General features: G+C 39.9%; 22 protein-coding genes and 1 riboswitch. Of the genes, 21 read left to right on the plus strand and 1 reads right to left on the minus strand.

Going from position 1 to position 18,806, the window contains the following annotated elements:
* Window positions 1-431: 431 nt before the first annotated feature.
* From P4V41_RS09060 to P4V41_RS09100, 9 genes are all read left to right on the plus strand, one after another.
* Window positions 432-1,052, plus strand: a complete 621-nt coding sequence (locus P4V41_RS09060) for a stage V sporulation protein AA (RefSeq protein WP_328084517.1) — start codon at window positions 432-434, stop codon at window positions 1,050-1,052.
* Window positions 1,042-1,464: a stage V sporulation protein AB gene (locus P4V41_RS09065; RefSeq protein ID WP_328084518.1), complete on the plus strand. Its 423-nt coding sequence runs from the start codon at window positions 1,042-1,044 to the stop codon at window positions 1,462-1,464. Before P4V41_RS09060 ends, P4V41_RS09065 begins: the two co-directional genes overlap by 11 nt.
* 15 nt (window positions 1,465-1,479) lie before the next feature.
* Entirely contained in the window at window positions 1,480-1,935 is a 456-nt protein-coding gene (gene spoVAC, locus P4V41_RS09070; protein ID WP_328084519.1) for a stage V sporulation protein AC, read from the plus strand.
* Window positions 1,936-1,947: 12 nt separating this feature from the next.
* The gene (gene spoVAD / locus P4V41_RS09075; protein ID WP_328084520.1) at window positions 1,948-2,964 is read left to right on the plus strand and encodes a stage V sporulation protein AD; all 1,017 of its coding nucleotides are present in this window, start codon (window positions 1,948-1,950) and stop codon (window positions 2,962-2,964) included.
* Window position 2,965: 1 nt separating this feature from the next.
* Window positions 2,966-3,316 carry a stage V sporulation protein AE gene (spoVAE, locus tag P4V41_RS09080; RefSeq protein ID WP_328084521.1) on the plus strand — a complete coding sequence of 117 codons (351 nt, stop codon included), beginning with the start codon at window positions 2,966-2,968 and terminating at the stop codon, window positions 3,314-3,316.
* Between the two features lie 4 nt (window positions 3,317-3,320).
* Complete coding sequence (locus P4V41_RS09085; protein WP_328084522.1) at window positions 3,321-3,911, plus strand: stage V sporulation protein AE; 591 nt, start codon at window positions 3,321-3,323, stop codon at window positions 3,909-3,911.
* On the plus strand, window positions 3,880-5,355 hold the full coding sequence (locus P4V41_RS09090) for a spore germination protein (RefSeq protein ID WP_328084523.1): 1,476 nt from the start codon (window positions 3,880-3,882) through the stop codon (window positions 5,353-5,355). Before P4V41_RS09085 ends, P4V41_RS09090 begins: the two co-directional genes overlap by 32 nt.
* Window positions 5,356-5,414: 59 nt before the next feature.
* Window positions 5,415-5,591, plus strand: a riboswitch (Lysine riboswitch).
* 94 nt (window positions 5,592-5,685) lie between these two features.
* Window positions 5,686-7,008, plus strand: a complete 1,323-nt coding sequence (lysA, locus tag P4V41_RS09095; protein ID WP_328084524.1) for a diaminopimelate decarboxylase — start codon at window positions 5,686-5,688, stop codon at window positions 7,006-7,008.
* Between the two features lie 69 nt (window positions 7,009-7,077).
* Window positions 7,078-7,512 carry a peptidylprolyl isomerase gene (locus P4V41_RS09100; protein ID WP_066395813.1) on the plus strand — a complete coding sequence of 145 codons (435 nt, stop codon included), beginning with the start codon at window positions 7,078-7,080 and terminating at the stop codon, window positions 7,510-7,512.
* Window positions 7,513-7,565: 53 nt separating this feature from the next.
* Here P4V41_RS09100 and P4V41_RS09105 read toward each other — a convergent pair whose 3' ends face one another.
* Window positions 7,566-8,078, minus strand: a complete 513-nt coding sequence (locus P4V41_RS09105) for a DUF309 domain-containing protein (RefSeq protein ID WP_328084525.1) — start codon at window positions 8,076-8,078, stop codon at window positions 7,566-7,568.
* Between the two features lie 135 nt (window positions 8,079-8,213).
* On the opposite strand from P4V41_RS09105, the gene P4V41_RS09110 reads away from it, so the two are divergent.
* The 12 genes from P4V41_RS09110 to ccsB all read left to right on the plus strand — a co-directional run bounded on the left by P4V41_RS09110 (window position 8,214) and on the right by ccsB (window position 18,459).
* Window positions 8,214-8,957, plus strand: a complete 744-nt coding sequence (locus P4V41_RS09110; protein ID WP_328084526.1) for a segregation/condensation protein A — start codon at window positions 8,214-8,216, stop codon at window positions 8,955-8,957.
* A 6-nt stretch (window positions 8,958-8,963) separates the two neighbouring features.
* Window positions 8,964-9,554, plus strand: coding sequence for an SMC-Scp complex subunit ScpB (scpB, locus tag P4V41_RS09115; protein WP_328084527.1), 591 nt, complete (start codon window positions 8,964-8,966; stop codon window positions 9,552-9,554).
* A 17-nt stretch (window positions 9,555-9,571) separates the two neighbouring features.
* A complete protein-coding gene (locus tag P4V41_RS09120) occupies window positions 9,572-9,943 on the plus strand; it encodes a hypothetical protein (RefSeq protein ID WP_419181296.1) in 372 nt (123 codons plus the stop codon).
* A 261-nt stretch (window positions 9,944-10,204) separates the two neighbouring features.
* Window positions 10,205-11,281 carry a type III polyketide synthase gene (locus tag P4V41_RS09125; RefSeq protein ID WP_328084528.1) on the plus strand — a complete coding sequence of 359 codons (1,077 nt, stop codon included), beginning with the start codon at window positions 10,205-10,207 and terminating at the stop codon, window positions 11,279-11,281.
* Window positions 11,282-11,836 carry an isoprenylcysteine carboxyl methyltransferase family protein gene (locus P4V41_RS09130; protein ID WP_328084529.1) on the plus strand — a complete coding sequence of 185 codons (555 nt, stop codon included), beginning with the start codon at window positions 11,282-11,284 and terminating at the stop codon, window positions 11,834-11,836. It begins immediately after the preceding gene.
* 79 nt (window positions 11,837-11,915) lie between these two features.
* Complete coding sequence (locus P4V41_RS09135) at window positions 11,916-13,091, plus strand: D-alanyl-D-alanine carboxypeptidase family protein (protein ID WP_328084530.1); 1,176 nt, start codon at window positions 11,916-11,918, stop codon at window positions 13,089-13,091.
* Entirely contained in the window at window positions 13,085-13,678 is a 594-nt protein-coding gene (locus tag P4V41_RS09140; protein ID WP_328084531.1) for a nucleoside recognition domain-containing protein, read from the plus strand. Before P4V41_RS09135 ends, P4V41_RS09140 begins: the two co-directional genes overlap by 7 nt.
* Entirely contained in the window at window positions 13,679-14,212 is a 534-nt protein-coding gene (locus P4V41_RS09145) for a spore maturation protein (protein ID WP_328084532.1), read from the plus strand. It begins immediately after the preceding gene.
* Window positions 14,213-14,305: 93 nt separating this feature from the next.
* Window positions 14,306-15,052 carry a pseudouridine synthase gene (locus P4V41_RS09150; RefSeq protein WP_144699303.1) on the plus strand — a complete coding sequence of 249 codons (747 nt, stop codon included), beginning with the start codon at window positions 14,306-14,308 and terminating at the stop codon, window positions 15,050-15,052.
* Between the two features lie 54 nt (window positions 15,053-15,106).
* The gene (resA, locus tag P4V41_RS09155; protein ID WP_328084752.1) at window positions 15,107-15,631 is read left to right on the plus strand and encodes a thiol-disulfide oxidoreductase ResA; all 525 of its coding nucleotides are present in this window, start codon (window positions 15,107-15,109) and stop codon (window positions 15,629-15,631) included.
* Between the two features lie 12 nt (window positions 15,632-15,643).
* Complete coding sequence (gene resB, locus P4V41_RS09160) at window positions 15,644-17,248, plus strand: cytochrome c biogenesis protein ResB (protein ID WP_328084533.1); 1,605 nt, start codon at window positions 15,644-15,646, stop codon at window positions 17,246-17,248.
* Between the two features lie 26 nt (window positions 17,249-17,274).
* The gene (ccsB, locus tag P4V41_RS09165) at window positions 17,275-18,459 is read left to right on the plus strand and encodes a c-type cytochrome biogenesis protein CcsB (protein WP_328084534.1); all 1,185 of its coding nucleotides are present in this window, start codon (window positions 17,275-17,277) and stop codon (window positions 18,457-18,459) included.
* Window positions 18,460-18,806 lie beyond the last annotated feature (347 nt).

Consider the following 18,806-nt stretch of genomic DNA (forward strand, 5'->3'; position numbering starts at 1 on the left):
AACTTTCTATGAAGTAGAAAAAACATATAAAAGCAAAACGTTTAGAAAAAGCCTTTTATTCAGGCGTTACATCAAGAGGCTTCGTTCAAGTTATTGCACATTAGTTAAAACTTGCAAATAAAAATTCCTTACAGCCTTTAGCGATACTTTATAAACATCACTGATTAGGTTGATTGGAGTGTAAGGTGCGAGACTCCTGCGGGACGAGCGGTCAGGTGAGACACTTAGAGGCGCGAAGCGGCAAGTGGCTCACCGGTCGCCCCGCGGAAAGGGAGCACCTGAAACGGAGATCAACCACTTTCAAATACATCAATGAACCCCAAAACGTTTTTTTTGTGGTAGTTTTTGGATGCTGTTACATGTTAAGCATGATAAGAATTCCATCATCGCATACTAAACACAAATGCGCTTAGAAAGAGGTGAAGTGAAAATTGGATAAAACAGTATACCTGCGTATGCGCCAACGTGTACAGGTTATTCAGCATCAGAAAGTAACAATCGGAGAAGTTGCACAGGTTGTAGCATCTGATGAATTAGAAGAAGCCATCAAGGGATATATTATCCACGAAGTAACCCCTGAAGATAAGCATTTGATTGTGATAGACGTCATGCGAGTGATCGCTACGATTCAAAAGAAAAACCCAGGTTTAGATGTCCAAACCATCGGACCGGCGCAATCGATCCTAGAAATTCAGATGCAACAAAAAAAGCTGGCACCCGTGTATTTTGTCTTGGTATGGCTTCTGCTTTTTACAGGATCGGCTCTTGCGATCATGAATTTTCATGAAGATGTAAGTATGCAGCTTGTTCACCAAAAAATCTATTTTCTTATAACGGGGCATTATAAAGAGCAACCTCTATTACTCCAGGTTCCATATTCGTTTGGTCTAGGTCTAGGCATGATCCTTTTCTTCAACCATCTTTTCCGAAAAAGACTTAATGAAGAACCAAGTCCCTTAGAAGTAGAGATGTTTAATTATCAGCAAGACCTCGATCAATATGTAATCGTTCATGAAAACAAAGAAACAGAGAAAAAGATCAATGGGAATTAAAGTATTACTCATTGCCTTTATTGGTTTTGGCGGTGGAATTACAGTAGGATCTGGTCTTGTAGCCCTTATTACTGTTCTTGGAATCGTACCCAGGCTTATGCAGCTCTCTAAAACGTATCGATATATTAGAGGTTATGAGATGAGTATCATATTAGGTGCTGTAATCGGCGGTTGGATGAATCTAAGAAACGCTTCGATTGGATTTTCTGCTTTCTTTCTTGTACCGATCGGTTTGTTTATGGGTATCTTTGTTGGGATGTTAGCTGCTGCGTTAACAGAAGTTTTAAATGTACTCCCAATTCTTGCTAAGCGAGTAGGGTTTGGAGAGAAAATTATCATTATTTTGATGGCCATTGTACTCGGGAAAATCTCAGGATCTTTGTTTCATTGGATGTACTACATTAATCATTAAGGAAGTGAATACTTCATGGCAACAAAAGAAGAACAGCAAGCTTATGCAAAGAAAATTAAATCGATCCAGCCAAAACCTCCGTATGTCTTAAATTGTTTTAAAGCTTTTTTGGTTGGTGGGATCATCTGCACGATCGGACAAGCGATTCAAATGTTTTATATGACTTACTTTAATTTCACAAAAGAAACAGCGGGAAATCCTACTGTTGCTACGCTTATTCTAATCGCAGCACTATTAACTGGACTCGGAGTATACGATAAGATCGGCCAATTCGCTGGAGCAGGTTCTGTCGTTCCAGTAACAGGATTCGCTAACGCCGTTACGAGTGCGGCTTTAGAACATAAAAGTGAAGGTCTAGTTTTAGGAGTGGCTACAAACCTTTTTAAATTAGCTGGAGCTGTTATTGTATTCGGAGCTGTTTCCGCTTACGTTTTTGGTATGATTCGCTACATCTTTCAGCACTTGACTTAAGGAGTGAAGGCATTGAATTTATTAGGAAGACAAACATGGAAATTTGCAAATAACATCTATTTGAATGCTGCGGGTACAGCAGTAGGTCCGATGGAAAGCGAAGGACCTTTAGGCACCTATTTTGATAAAACATATAACAACCTTCACTGCGGACAAAAGAATTGGGAGCTTGCTGAACGGCAGTTGATGGAAGATGCAATCAATGCTTGCTTACACAAAGTAAAGATGAAGCCAGAAGATATCAACTTTTTGTTGGCAGGTGACTTGTTAAACCAAATTGTTTCGTCAAACTATACGGCTAGAGGAAACGGTATACCTTTCTTAGGTGTATTTGGAGCATGTTCAACATCAATGGAGTCTCTGGCATTAGGAGCAGCTTTAGTAGATGGCGGGTATGCGAATCGAATTGTTGCAGCAGTCAGCTCACACAACGCTACAGCTGAAAGACAGTTTAGATATCCTACGGAATATGGTGGACAAAAGCCAGATACCGCTACCTTTACTGTAACAGGAGCTGGCGCTGCGCTTGTGAGCAAAGAGGTATCAGACATTAGGATTACATCGGCAACCGTTGGAAAAGTAGTGGACTTAGGAATCAAAGACCCTTTTGATATGGGATCAGCAATGGCTCCTGCAGCTGCAGATACGATTGCTGCACACTTCAAAGAGATGGATGTTCAGCCAGATGAATATGATCTAATCGCGACGGGTGATCTATCTGGCGTCGGTGCACCGATCGTTAAGATGTTATTAAAAGAACAGGGATATGATGTTTCTGCGAATCATCGAGATTGTGGATTGATGATCTATCGAAGCGGACAGCAGGTGTTTGCAGGTGGAAGTGGCTGTGCGTGTTCTGCAGTCGTTACGTACGGATATATCTTAGACGAGATTCGAAAAGGAAATCTGAAGAAAGTCTTAATGGTTGCAACAGGTGCTTTATTAAATCCGGTAATGGTTCAGCAAAAAGAGAGTATTCCAACGGTTGCTCACGGCGTGGTACTAGAGCGAGCGGAAGGAGGACGATAAAATGGAGTTTTTTTGGGAGTTTATTGTAGGTGGAGTAATATGTGTGATCGGCCAGCTGATGATGGATGTAATGAAACTGACTCCGGCTCATGTTACGACTTCCTTTGTAGTGATCGGTGCACTTCTTGATGCTTTTGGTATCTATGATAAGTTAATCAACTTTGCAGGTGCAGGTGCTACTGTTCCCATTACAAGTTTTGGTCACTCCCTTCTACACGGTGCAATGGCCTCAGCTGAGGAACATGGCTTTATCGGTATCGCTATGGGAATTTTTGAGTTAACATCTGCAGGGATCTCATCTGCTGTTCTGTTTGGGTTTTTAGTAGCAGTCATCTTTGAACCAAAGGGGTGATCATATGGTGAAAAAAAGGGTCATTTTTATTACGGATGGAGACCTTTATGCACTAAGAGTCGTAGAGCATGCAGCTAAACAAGTTGGCGGACGCTGTATTTCACAATCTTGGGGAAATCCAACGCGAAAAAGCGGAATAGAGCTTGTAGAGATGATCCGAGAAACACCTCATGACCCTGTACTTGTGATGTTTGATGACTGTGGATTTAAGGGAGAAGGTCCAGGAGAACATGCGATGAGATACATTTATCAGCAAAGTGATATAGAAGTTATTGGTGCTGTAGCCGTAGCTTCCAAAACACATTTTACAGAATGGACAAAAGTTCATTGTTCGATGGATCGATATGGAGAACTAACAGAGTTCGGTATTGATAAGAGTGGAATTCCGGACCTTGAAACAGGAAGGATTAATGGAGATACCGTCTATATCCTAGATGAACTAAACCTTCCTTTCGTAGTAGGTGTCGGGGACATCGGAAAAATGGCAGGTTTTGATTCTATAGAAAAAGGAGCTCCAATTACAGTAAAAGCGATCCAACTCATTTTAGAAAGGAGCGAATCAATTGGCAACCGAAAAAAAGAAAACACCGATTAGTAAAAACATCGAAGATACGGAAAGGTTTTTAAAAGAGCGATTAGGTATTGGCGTAAGTTTTGATGTTGGAGTCAGAAAGATCTTCGTTTTAAAAAAGGAACTTCAGCTGTACTATTGCACGGGACTTTGTGACAGTGAGTTCATCATCATGATTTACCGTGAATTAATGGATATGGATCATGGACATCGCGCACCTACTAAAGTAAAAGATCTTGTACATAACCACCTCGCTCATCAGCAAGTGGAGATTACGAAGTCGTTAGATGAAGCCGTAGATCGCATGCTTTCAGGTCTGATCGTAATATTCATTGACGGAGAAGAAGAAGCATTTGTTGTAGATGTACGAAGTTATCCAGGAAGATCACCAGAAGAACCAGACATTGAAAAAGTAGTAAGGGGAGCTCGTGATGGATATACGGAGAATATCATCATCAATACCGCTCTTACTAGAAGGCGTATACGAGATGAAAGATTAAGACATGAAATCCTTCAAGTAGGTGAACGTTCCAAAACGGATGTATGTTTGTCTTATATTCAAGATGTTGCAGATCCGGGACTTGTCGACTTAATTAGAAAAGAGCTTAAGTCCATTGAGATCGACGGTATCCCAATGGCAGATAAGACTATCGAAGAGTTTATAGTAAAACAAGGCTGGAATCCGTTTCCTTTAGTCCGTTACACAGAACGACCTGATGTTGCTGCACAGCACTTGATGGAAGGTCATGTTTTAATCATTACAGATACATCACCAAGTGTTATCATCACACCTACTACACTCTTTCACCACGTACAACATGCAGAAGAGTTTAGGCAGACACCGTTTATTGGTGCGTTTTTAAGATGGACTCGTTTTACAGGAATGCTTGCATCTGTATTTCTGGTACCTATGTGGCTTTTGTTTTCAATGGAAGAACAGCTGCTACCTCCTTTCTTAGATTTTATTGGTCCAAATAAACACACCAACATCCCTTTGTTCCTTCAGATTATCTTTGCGGAGATCGGGATTGATATTTTGAGATTAGCGGCTATCCATACGCCGAGTGCTCTATCGACCGCCATGGGTCTGATCGCTGCCGTATTAATCGGGCAGATTGCAATTGACGTAGGGTTATTCGTTCCTGAAGTTATTCTATATGTTGCAATTGCGGCGATCGGATCCTTCTCCACACCGAGTTATGAGCTGAGTATCGCAAATAAAGTATTGCGGCTGTTCTTAATAGCCATGGTGATGCTCTTTAAAGTACCAGGTTTTATTATTGGATTTACCATCATGGTCATCTATATGGCAACGATAAAGAATTTGAACACACCGTATTTATGGCCACTCTTACCGTTTAATCCAAAAGCGTTTCTGCAGATTATCGTTCGGATAGCTGTCCCGCTCTCTAAAGTTCGACCGAGCATCGTGCATCCGCAGAACACCAAAAAACAGCCAACTAATTAATCTGTCCCTTGCTGATTGTTGAATATTGTGTTAAATTCATAACTAATCAAATATGCCTCATATGAGGTAGAGGCGCAAAACGAATGAGTAGCATATGGAGTTCATGGGTGACGATGAAATATGTGGAAAGGTCAATTTGCCGAAGTGTAAGAAGGGCTCCATCTCTTTTTATGCTGGGCCGTTGTTGAATAAGCAACGGACTGTCACTACAGATGTAGTGGAGAGCTATTCCGACATGAGGGTACGGTTTATGACAGCCTGCCTTAGTTGCGGCTGTCTTTTGTATTTGTCGGGATTGAATTCTCTATCAACAACGAGAGGGGATTTTTTGTGAATTTACACGGAACATCAAGAATTGGAGATAATCATCACCTATGGATCGGTGGTTTAGATACGGTAGATCTAGCAAAAAAATACGGAACACCGCTATATGTATATGATCTTTCTTTAATTAAAAATAGAGCAAGAGGCTTCAAAAGAGCATTCGAGGAAAATGGGGTAGGATATCAAGTCGCGTATGCCTCAAAAGCATTCTCTTCCATCGCCATGTTTCAACTTATTGAGCAGGAAGGATTAAGTCTGGATGTGGTTTCAGGTGGAGAACTTTATACAGCACTCCAAGCTGAATTTCCACCAGAAAGAATCCATTTCCATGGTAATAACAAGAGCTTAGCAGAATTAGAATTTGCACTAACCGTAGGGGTTGGCTGTATTGTAGTGGATAACTTTCATGAGATTTCATTATTAAAAATGCTGAGCAGCAAGCTTAACAAAAGAGTAAACATCTTACTCCGTTTAACTCCAGGAATTGAAGCCCACACCCATGATTACATCATTACAGGGCAGGAAGATTCTAAGTTTGGATTTGACTTAGGAAATGGTCAAGGAGACAAAGCACTTCAAGAAGTACTTGCATTTGAAGGCTTCCGGGTTCTAGGGATTCATTGTCATATTGGATCTCAAATCTTTGAAACAGAAGGATTCACACTGGCGATTGAAAAGTTGTTCGGGCATTTTAAAAAGTGGGAAGAGAACTTTAGCTTTTTTCCAAGTGTCGTAAATCTTGGTGGCGGGTTCGGAATCCAATATACTTCAGAGGATGCACCGCTTTCACCTGAACAATACGTTACGGCTATGATTGAAGAAGTGAAGAAACAGATGATTCACTTTGAAGGGAAAGAACTGCCTGAGCTTTGGATTGAACCAGGCCGTTCACTCGTAGGTGATGCTGGTACGACGATCTATTCCATCGGCTCTCAAAAACAGATTGAAGGAGTTAGACACTATGTATCCATTGATGGTGGGATGACAGATAACATTCGTCCTGCACTCTATCAAGCCAAATATGAAGCATTTGTAGCGAATAAGATGAACGCAGAACCAACTCAGACCGTTTCAATTGCAGGAAAATGCTGTGAGAGCGGTGACATGTTGATCTGGGATATAGAACTTCCTGAAGTATGTGATAACGACTTCTTAGCAGTCTCCTGCACGGGAGCTTATGGTTATAGTATGGCGAGCAATTATAATCGAATCCAGCGGCCGGCTGTTGTTTTTGTAGAGAATGGTGAAGAACAGCTTGTAGTGAAGCGAGAAACATATGAAGACCTCATCAAGAACGATGTTCCGCTAAAATCGAATGTTTTTGTGTAAATTAGTTTACGGAGCAGACATTTAACCGTACAATGGTAGTTGAATGAAGTAGAAGGAGGCCTGTTTTTTATGAAAAAAGGTTCAATTGAATTTGAAAACGGCGAAAAAATTGTATTTGATCTGTACCAAGAAGAAGCACCTGGAACAGTAGAAAACTTTGAAAAACTTGCAAACGAAGGTTTTTACAACGGTGTAACGTTCCACCGTGTTATCCCTGGATTTGTAGCACAAGGTGGAGATCCAACAGGAACTGGAGCTGGCGGCCCTGGTTATTCTATTCCTTGTGAAACAGAAGGGAACCCACATAAGCACGTAGCAGGGTCTCTTTCAATGGCGCATGCTGGCCGCGATACAGGTGGAAGCCAATTCTTTATCGTACACGAGCCACAGCCGCACTTGAACGGCGTTCATACTGTTTTTGGACAAGTTACAGAAGGTTTAGAAACAGTACTTCGTATTAAACAAGGCGATGTAATGAAAGAAGTTAAAGTTTGGGAAGAATAATCTCTAGACTAAGAAAAGCTCCGGATTTTTCCGGAGCTTTTTTATCTTTAGTATTAAAAATCTCTGTTCTTCATGAGTTTTTGTCTATTTCGTTCATCAATAACAGTGGACCTGTCTCTTAAAGAGTGCTTATTTACGATATTTTCATTCACTACGGTCGATAAGAACCACTCTTCTTCTCTCACACCAGCTTCTAATAAACATATGTGCAATAGGTCAGTTGAAAGTGGAAGTGCTATCGACTCAAAAGGCTGCTGTTGCTCAATTTTCTGTATACTTTTATTCAGTAGTACAAAAAATGGTTCAGACTCTATCCCGAGTTCTTTTAGTGCTGATTCCTCTTTTTGTAGCTTCACTTTACAACTCAAGATCATTCGTTTAGCTCCGTTATTGTTGCCGCGCCGATGGTGATAAAGAGCTACTGCAAGCTGGATCAGTCCCGGCCAGAGATCTCCTTTCATTCCCTCGTCCTTCCAATGCTCCTCAAGCACTTCGTGACATTCAAAGTAATCTTGATCTCTATGAAAATGCACCAAGTATTCAATCCATGGTTTTGGGTAAGTCACTAGTCGTTCACGCCCCTCAAATTAGCTCGACTTTAAGTTTACCATATGCATAGCATGAATAAAAACAAGCCGCGAAACTCACAAAATATGATATAATTTTATAATACAAAATCGCTGAAAAACTGGGGAAATGTTATGCAATATAGTGTAAAGCTTGATGGATTTGAAGGTCCGCTAGACTTATTGCTTCATTTGATACAAACATACGAAGTGGATATTTATGATATCCCTGTAGCTATCATAACTGAGCAATACCTTCAATATATACATACGATGAAAGAACTTAAACTAGATGTAGCAAGTGAATTTTTAGTAATGGCGGCAACTCTTCTGGCTATTAAGAGCAAGATGCTACTACCAAAGCATGAAGAAGAGCTCTTCGAGAATCAAATGGAACTAGAGATGGAAGAAGATCCAAGAGATGATTTAGTAAGAAGACTCGTTGAATATAGAAAGTATAAGCATGCTGCGGATGAACTAAAAGAAAGAGAATCAGCAAGAAGCTTGATTTATACTCGGCAGCCTGCCGACTTATCGCAGTTTGAGAAAGAAGAATCAGCAAAACAAGTGACCAACGTAACGCTCTATGATATGTTGCAGGCGATGCAAAAAGTCTTTCAAGAAAAGGTCACACGAGCACCGAGACAAACGACTATCGAACGGCAGGAGATCCCGATCGAAAGAAGGATGGAACAAATAAAAAGCTCCCTTCTTTCAGTAGGCGGACGAAAAAGGTTTACAGACCTTTTTGATAAGAGTACAAAAGAACATGTTGTTGTTACATTTCTTGCCATATTAGAACTTATGAAAGTTAAATCAATTAATTGCGAACAACAAGATCATTTTAGTGAAATATATATAACGATGTTAGAGGAGTAATACGATTTGGAACGAAATGAATATAAAGCGGTTGTTGAGGGTTTGCTTTTTGTCAGCGGAGATGAAGGAATCGACAGAAAACAGATTGCTCAAGTGCTGGAAATCGACAGCAAAGAACTTGATCCCATCATCAACGAATTGAAACAAAGTTATGCTTCATCAGAAAGAGGGATGTCTATTGTTGAGTATGCCGGATCCCTTCAATTTGTAACGAAACCTGAACACGCAGCATTTTATGAGCGCCTTGTTGAAACACCTGGTCATGCTACACTTTCTCAAGCTGCTCTTGAAACACTTGCGATCATTGCCTATAAACAGCCGATTACAAGGTCAGAGATTGAAGAAGTAAGAGGTGTAAAAACTGAAAAGCCGTTACAGACTCTATCTGCCAAAGGATTAGTAAAAGAAGTAGGAAGAGCAGAAGGAACGGGCCGTGCTATCCTGTATGGTACAACAAAAGCATTCTTAGAACATTTCGGTTTACAAAGTGTTAAAGAGCTGCCGCCTCTTCCTGAGAACATTAAGGAAGAAAATGTAGAACAAGAAGCAGATCTGTTCTTTTCAAAGTTTCAGGAATCACTATCTACCGACGAATAACAAGGGGGAGTCATGCATTGTTGATTCAGCAAATTGGTGGTATGGAGTTAGAGAAAGAAAAGCCGAACACTTCAGAGGATTTTTTTAACCGTTCAGAAGTGACCTATGAATGTAACGGAAAAACTCAAACTTTTTATCTTCTTTATGTACGATATTTTGAAGAAAAACTTCAAGAGGAATTAACACAACATGACTTTTGGAATAATTATTTGAGCGTTTATAAGGTAACAGAGATTGCGGCTCTTACAGCACTGCTTAAGAATCCTGCATATCTTAGACGAAAACGGAGCTATATCAACAAATATGAGGAATTTAGAAATCTATTCTTTCCACCAAATGAAGAGTTGCTAAGTTCACATCTAAATACTTTAAAACAAATTACAAAGTAAAACAGCCAAAAATCATAGGCTGTTTTTTTTTGTCGTTTACTATAACTTTTTTTTAGTTTTTGCTTATTCATATTATCTTTTTGACTGTAGATTAAAGTGGAACGTGTGAAACGCGAAAACCAAGCAACCTGTAGCAAAATCAACTACCCTCGAAGAAACAATAATTCATATTTGAGCAGCATATTTTTAAGTCTTCGTTTTAAAAGGAAGTTTAAGGGTAAATTACTAAAAAAGGATAAGCAGCTGAAGGAGAGAGATCAATTGCCAAGAATAGCAGCAGTAGAAACAATAAATCCCCCTCATAAACTTTCTCAAGATCAAACAATGGATTTTGCGAGAAACCTTTTTCAAGATGTGTTCTCAGATATCGAGCGATTGCTTAAAGTGTTTCTTAATGGTGAGATCGAGTCACGGTATTTCGCGATGCCGATAGAGTGGTTTAAAGAAAAAAGAAGTTTTCAAGAAAAAAATGATTTATACATAGATTTTGCGACAAATTTAGGGGCCGAATGTATCGAGAAAGTCATGTCTGATAAACGCCTAAACATATTATATGAAGATATTGATGCCATTTTCTTCATCTCGAGTTCGGGTCTCTCAACTCCAAGCATTGAAGCTAGAATCATGAACATCCTGCCATTTTTATCCCACACAAAGAGGATTCCAATCTGGGGATTAGGATGTGCGGGTGGTGCATCCGGTTTTTCAAGAGCTTACGATTATTGTAAAGCATACCCGAAGTCAAACGTCCTCGTTTTAAGTGTAGAGCTTTGTTCACTAACATTTCAGCACGAAGATCTGTCTAAAAGCAATTTAGTAGGTACATCCTTGTTTGCGGATGGAGTTGCTTGTGCTTTGATCTGCGGAGATGAGTCTGACACGGCCAAGACATCAGAAGTTTCTCCTTATATAAAAGATACGATGTCTACATTGAAGCCTCATTCTGAAGATGTGATGGGTTGGGAAATAAAGGACACGGGATTGTATGTTGTCTTCTCTAGAGATATACCTAATGTCATCCGGACTTGGCTGAAACCAAACGTTGATGAGTTCTTAGATAGAAATGAGCTTGTTGGTGAAAAAATTAAACACTTCATAGCTCATCCTGGCGGGAAAAAAGTGTTAGAAGCATATGTGGATGCGCTCGGGATTCCGTTATCAAAAACCGATATCTCAAGAGACGTGTTGAGGGAAAATGGAAATATGTCATCCGCTACTGTTTTCTATGTCTTGAAAAATTTTATGCAAACAGCAAAAGAAGAAGGAGATCTAGGTGTGATGGCCGCTTTAGGGCCAGGTTTTTCTTCTGAACTTCTTTTAGTGGAATGGAGGAAATAGATGAACTGGTTTCTTCTATTTTGGAGTTTTCTTATCATACAGAGATTAGCAGAAGTAAGGATCGCTAAATCTAACGAAAAGAAGCTTTTGAGTAAAGGCGCAGTAGAAGCAGGAAGTGATCACTATAAGTGGATGGTTTCTATGCACGTAGCGTTCTTTGTTTTCTTCTTTTTAGAAGTATATGTGTTTAACGCACAGCCGCCAAGCTGGTGGATTGTTCCATTTGTTCTGTTTTTAATGGCTCAAGTGATACGGGTATGGGCTATCTCGTCTTTAGGCGAGTTTTGGAATACGAAGATCATTCTTCTTCCTGGTGCGAAAGTAGTAGCTAAAGGTCCATACCGATTTATGAGACATCCCAATTATACAGTGGTCTCACTAGAGCTCATCGTTATGCCACTAATTTTTGGTGCTTATTTTACGGCTATCCTTTTCACGATATTAAATATCTTCATGTTAAGAGTGCGAATCCCCGCAGAAGAAAAAGCACTCATGGAGCTGACAGACTACGAAAAAAGCCATGGCCAAAAACAACGTTTTTTCCCTTCTCAATAAATAGCGGAAGTAAATCCCATTCATAACCTGTCCTTGTTTGCATAAACTTTTACAAAACACCTAAAGGGCGGGATTATGAATGAAACGAACACTAAAACGAAAACCACTGCTCCTCGTTATGATCTGTATGCTTATCCTAGCTGCATTCCCGCAAGAAGCAAAAGCTGAACCCGGTGTATCAGCAAATGCTGCTGTGTTGATGGAGCAATCTTCCGGAAGGGTATTGTATGGGCGGAATGAACATCGACCCATGAGAATAGCAAGTATAACGAAGATCATGACTGCCATACTCGCTATAGAATCAGGAAAGATGAATGATACGGTTACCATTACGGAAGCTGCATCGCGAACAGAAGGATCATCACTATATTTGAAACCAGGTGAGAAGATACCGTTAAAAGATTTAGTGTATGGCTTGATGCTTCGGTCAGGTAATGATTCTGCCGTAGCGATCGCTGAGCATGTCGGAGGAAGTTTAGATGGTTTTTCCTATTTAATGAACCAAAAAGCAGAAGAAATCGGGATGAAACATACACGGTTCAGAAATCCACATGGACTCGACACGCATGAAGATCATTATTCCACCGCTTATGATATGGCTCTATTAACAAAGTATGCGATGAATAATGATACGTTTAAAGACGTGTCTTCAACGAAGGTGTACCGATCAGAACAAACCGGTGAAAAATGGGATAGAGTATGGCGAAACAAGAATAAGATGTTGAAGCTTTATGAATATTCTACTGGCGGCAAAACCGGATATACAAAACGTGCAAAACGAACATTAGTATCAACTGCTGAAAAAGATGGAATGGAACTGATTGCTGTTACACTAAACGATCCTAACGATTGGGACGATCATCGAAATATGTTTGAGTGGGGATTCCATTCTTTTAAGATGACAGAACTGATAAAAGAAGGGGAAATTTCCGGCATCAAAGAAAAAGGGTATAAAGGAAAAGTAGAAGCTGCTCGAACGTTCACTTATCCTTTGCAAAAAGAAGAGATCGGGCAGATCTCTTCTTCCATCCAGTTGTATGAACTTCCTAAATCGGGCAAGTGGGAAATAGAAAAAGTCCCTAAACCTGTTGGTAGGTATTTCATAGATTTAAAGGAAACGAGAATCGCGGATCTTCCTCTTTATTACGATGGCAAAGCATTGATCAAACCTGATCAGGGAGGTCTCTGGTCGTCATTTAAAAGCATATTCAACAAGTTATTTTTTGTAGCTAAGGAAGACAATCGCCTATGGTGAACTATATCTGGGTAGGAATGATGGTGATCGGCTTCATTGTAGCAGGTATCAACGGCACGATGGACAAAGTGAACGAAGCGATCTTTACGAGTGCGAAAGAAGCGGTCACTTTGAGTTTTGGAATGATCAGTATTTTAGTTTTCTGGTTAGGAATCATGAAGATCGCAGAAAAAGGCGGCTTATTAGAGGTATTGGCAATCCTGTTTCGACCGCTTGTTAAACGTCTCTTTCCTGATATACCAAAGGATCACCCTGCTCAAGGGTACATCCTATCAAATATGGCGGCTAACTTGCTTGGGCTAGGAAACGCTGCAACACCAATGGGAATTAAAGCGATGGAACAGCTAAAGATACTAAATGGCGGTAAAAATGAAGCAAGTCGATCGATGATTACGCTTCTTGCGATCAACACATCAAGTATTACTCTCATTCCAACGACGATCATCGCGATCAGGATGAGTTATAATTCTGCGTCGCCGACTGATATCGTTGCACCAACCTTGATTGCGACCGCCATTTCAACAGTAGGTGCTATTTTAATAGATCGATATTATTATTACCGCTCCCTGCCTAAAGGAGGGAAATAGATGTCGATCGTCCAATCCTTTTCCATTTGGTTTATTCCTTTTTTGATCGGATTTATCCTTTTGTATGGCACTTATAAAAAAGTTCCGACTTATGAGACTTTTGTAGAAGGCGGTAAAGAAGGTTTTTCAATCGCGATCAACATCATCCCCTTTTTAGTCGGTATGCTTGTTGCCATTTCAGTGTTCAGAGCATCTGGAGCTTTAGATTATGTCATGATGGGGATGCGTCCGCTATTTTCATTGTTTCATATTCCGGCAGAGGTTGTTCCGTTAGGACTTATGAGGACGATTTCAGGAACAGGCGCTCTTGGGATGACATCAGATTTAATTGCAACACATGGTCCTGATTCATTTATTGGAAGGCTCGCTTCTACAATACAAGGAAGTACCGATACAACGTTTTATGTGCTTACTGTTTATTTTGGGGCAGTTGGTATAAAAAAGATGAAATACGCCTTGAAAGTAGGATTATTAGCCGATTTGATAGGTTTTTTAGCTTCTATCGCTGTAATCTCTCTATTGTTTTATTCATAATTCGACAAAAAAGAGCTGTTATGGCTCTTTTTTACGTTTACTGAGGTTGAGAATTACGAATAATGAAGGTATGATGAGACATGAGGTGAAATCATGGAACGATTGCAAAAAGTAATTGCCCAAAGCGGCGTAACTTCCAGAAGAAAAGCAGAGGAGTTAATTCGTGAAGGCAAAGTGAAAGTGAACGGAAATGTAGTGACCGAACTCGGCACAAAAGTAGGTACAAAAGATAAGATTGAAGTGAATGAGATTCAAATTCAACGGGAACAACCCGTTTATTTCTTAATGTATAAGCCATCTGGTGTGATTACGGCGGTTTCTGATGATAAGGGAAGAAAAGTAGTAGCGGATTATTTTAAAGACATTATCGAACAGCGTGTGTTCCCTGTTGGAAGATTGGATTATGATACGACAGGTGCCATCATCATGACGAATGATGGTGAGTTTGCAAACGTACTTATGCATCCGCGCTATCAGCTTGATAAAGTGTACATTGCCAAAGTAAAAGGAATTCCTTCAAGAGAGAGAATCAAGCAACTAGAACGAGGAATTCGTTTAGAGGATGGAATGACTGCTCCTGCGAAAGTGAAAGTAACATCGATCGATAAGAAAAAAGGAACAGCGATTATCGAGCTTACGATTCATGAGGGAAAGAACCGTCAAGTTAAGCGGATGTTAGAAGCGATCGGAACCCCTGTTATGAAATTAAAGCGTGAAAGATACGGCTATTTAGATCTTAAAGGGTTGAATCCAGGTGAGTTTAGAGAACTGACTCCACATGAAATCAAACAGCTTAGAAATCTGGCTGTCACACAAACGTCAAAAAAAAGCCGTAGATAGGCTTTTTTTTCAAGTTATAGTAAAATGGAAGCGGCTTAAAGGAGCGGATGGATGTTGAAAAAAAACAGGTTGTGGTTTCGCTCTGCTCTGCTTGCCATTTTAGTTCTTGCAGTCGGTTATACGATCTACAACAGTATGAATGAAGAGTCAGGTACATACATAAGTAAAGGCGATACGGCTCCAAATTTTGTACTAACCGATCTGAATGGCAAACAAGTAGAGTTAGAAGATTATCGTGGTAAAGGTGTTTTCTTGAACTTCTGGGGTACGTGGTGTAAACCGTGTGAACGAGAGATGCCCTATATGCAAAGGCAATATGAGAAGTACAAAGATGAGGGTGTAGAAATCCTTGCTGTAAACGTTAGCGAAACGAATGTATCTGTTAAAAATTTTGTTGATCGCTATGCTTTGAGCTTTCATGTTCCTATGGACAAACAAAGAGAAGTAACAAAAGCTTACGGTATTGGACCGATTCCTACTACCATTTTAATTGATAAGAACGGAAAAGTAGTGGAACGAACAAGTGAATCATTATCAGAGAAAAAAATTATTTCCTTTATGGAAAAAATTAAGCCGTAACGGGGTGAAATAATGCAAACGATAACATGTGAATGCGGCCACTCTAACCCATACGGAACTAGCCTTTGTCAAGCCTGCGGAAAACCTTTGGAGCAAGATGTTGAAGTACTATCTAGCATGAGGTATGAAGGAAGCGCAAGACGATCTCAAACCTATAAACAAACGCTTATCGATAAGATTTGGAACTTCTTTTCGTCTGTTAAAGTCGGAGTATGGCTTATTGTTATTATTTTAGTAGCAGCGGCGATCGGAACCATTTTCCCACAGGAAACGTTCATACCACCTAATGTTGATCCTGCCACTCATTATGAAAGCGAATACGGTACGTTTGGACTTATCTATTATTTGTTAGGGTTCCATAATCTTTATGGATCATGGTGGTTCATTCTTTTACTAGGAATGCTTGGCCTATCCATCATTATTGCTAGTCTTGATCGTGGTATACCGCTTTATAAAGCATTAAAGACACAAAGAGTCACTCGACATAATCAATTCATGAAAAATCAGCGTTTGTTCTCAAAAAGCAATGATGTAGAACTTGATGAGATCAAGTACACGTTAGAATCTCTGCGTTATAAAGTGCGAGAAGAGAATGGCAACCTTTTTGCAGAAAAGGGACGATTTTCAAGATGGGGAGCTTATGTAAACCATGTGGGACTAATTATCTTTTTAACAGGAGCGATGCTTAGATTCTTTCCAGGTATGTATGTTGACGATATCTTATGGGTTCGAGAAGGGGAGAAAGCTTCTATTCCCGGCACTTCAACTGATGAAGGACAATATTATCTGGAGAACAATGACTTCATTCTTGAGATGTATGATAAAGAAGAAAAGAAGTTTAATAGTGCGCTAAGCTCTGTTGACGGAGAAGTCGCAAAAAACTATCAAAGTAACGTAACTCTCTATAAAACAAAAGAGAACCATACGATCGGAGCAGAGCCAGAGCTTGTAAAAGTAAAGAATGGTGAAATTCGAGTGAATGAACCGTTTAAGTTCGACTCGTTTGCTCTTTATCAAACGGATTTTAAGCTTAATGAGTTCTACAAGATGAGTTTCGAACTTGAAGAAAAAGCAACGGGCAACAAGTTTGGTAAGTTAACAGTAGATCTTCATGATCCTAAGAAAGAGTATGATCTAGGGGACGGCTATAAAGTTAAAATCGAGGAATATTTTCCGAATTTCGTCTTAAACGATCAGAACCAGCCATCAACCGTTAACAACTTGCCTGATAATCCAGCGTTTGTATTCTCCATGTATTCTCCAAAAACACCTGACGGAGAAAAAGCGTTTGTCGGAATTCAGAAAAACATAGATTCGGGTGAGAACCAGTTTAAAATGTCATTCGCTGGTATAGAAACGAAAGACCTAACGGCGCTTACAGTGCGAAAAGACCATACGCTTTGGATCATCGCGCTTGGTGGAATCATCTTTATGATAGGTGTTACTCAAGGATTGTATTGGAACTATAGAAGAATTTGGATTAAACAAAATGCAGGAGAAGTATGGGCTGCTGCTCATACGAATAAGAACTGGTTTGGCTTGAAAAAAGATGTGGAATTTCTGTCTGATAAGACCAATCTCACACCTTTAGAAGAAAAAGAAACAGCTTCAAAGTAAAAGCTGTTCAAGCGGGAGGGTTAATGATGGCTGAGATCAGCAGTACACTTTTATATAGTGCATTTATGATTTATTTGTTCTCTACTCTATTCTTTGCAATGTCTATTTCAGATAAAAAAGGAAAAGATGCTGTACATACAAAAAAATGGGGAAAAATAGGGTTCATAACTTCTTGTATAGGTTTTGCAGCTCAACTAGGCTATTTTATTACAAGGTGGATGGCAAGTGGACATGCTCCTGTAAGTAACTTATTTGAATTCACTACTTTTTTCGGTATGATGATGGTACTTGCGTTCATTATTTTATACATCATCTACAGAACGAATGGTCTAGGCGTTTTTGCCATGCCTATAGCTGTACTTGTTATAGCGTATGCGAGCATGTTTCCGAGAGATATCTCTCCGCTGATTCCTGCTTTGCAAAGTGACTGGCTAAAGATTCATGTTACGACAGCAGCCTTAGGAGAGGGAATCCTTGCGATTTCATTCGTATCAGGTCTCATCTATTTAATCCGTACGGTCGATCAAACGGTCTCATCTAAAAAGACTTTATGGTTAGAGATTATTCTTTACAGCTTGATTGCTGTTGTAGGATTCATTTTTGTATCAATCGGATTTAAAGGTGCTGGATATGAAACTACATTTGAGATAATAAATGATAACAATCAGGCAGTTAAAGTGGTTTACGATATGCCTGCGATTGCGGGTCCAAGTAATGGTGAGCAACTGGATAATTCATTTGGTCCATTATTCTCAACTCCATCATGGATGAACGGTGTTGATGCTTCTATCAAGCTGAATACGTTTATCTGGTCACTCTTAGCAGGTGGTATCCTTTATGGAATGCTTCGTCTGATTTTAAGAAAAAGAATAGCAGCAGCTCTTCAGACAAAAGTTAAGATGAAACCAGATCTTCTTGATGAGATCAGCTACCGAGCAGTTGCGATTGGTTTTCCTATCTTTACACTCGGAGCACTTATTTTTGCTATGATTTGGGCTCAACAAGCTTGGTCGAGATTCTGGGGATGGGATCCTAAAGAAGTATGGGCTCTTATCACGTTCTTGTTCTATGCTGCATTTCTTCATTTGCGATTATCAAGAGGCTGGCACGGAGAAAAGTCTGCATGGCTCTGTGTGTTAGGTTTCTGGATTATTACATTTAACTTGATCGCGGTAAACCTTGTTCTTGTAGGATTGCATTCATACGCTTAAAGATTTTAAAGTCTCTCTTTCATTAGAGGGACTTTTTTAAAGGCTGTTTTCGTAAACTTTGTTGATTTTGGTAGTATTGATTTCCGTTACAGGATGCTCGCTTTCCACGGGGCAGGCGGTGAGCCACATTCGTTCGTTTCACTCTTAAGTGTCTCACCTGCCCGCCTGTCCCGTAGGAGTCTCGCACCTTCCACTCCAATCAATTTTCAAAGGTGACAAAGAGTTCAAAGCCATAACTTTTAGAAAAGGGCGTTTTCAAAAGAGACGAACATGATTAACTTCATATAAAGCCCTTTAAGATTTGAAAAATTGCTTGTAATTGGAAGATGCGAGCTAGGAGACTCACT

This window comes from Fictibacillus nanhaiensis (genome assembly GCF_036213205.1).
Taxonomy (GTDB): domain Bacteria; phylum Bacillota; class Bacilli; order Bacillales; family Fictibacillaceae; genus Fictibacillus; species Fictibacillus nanhaiensis_E.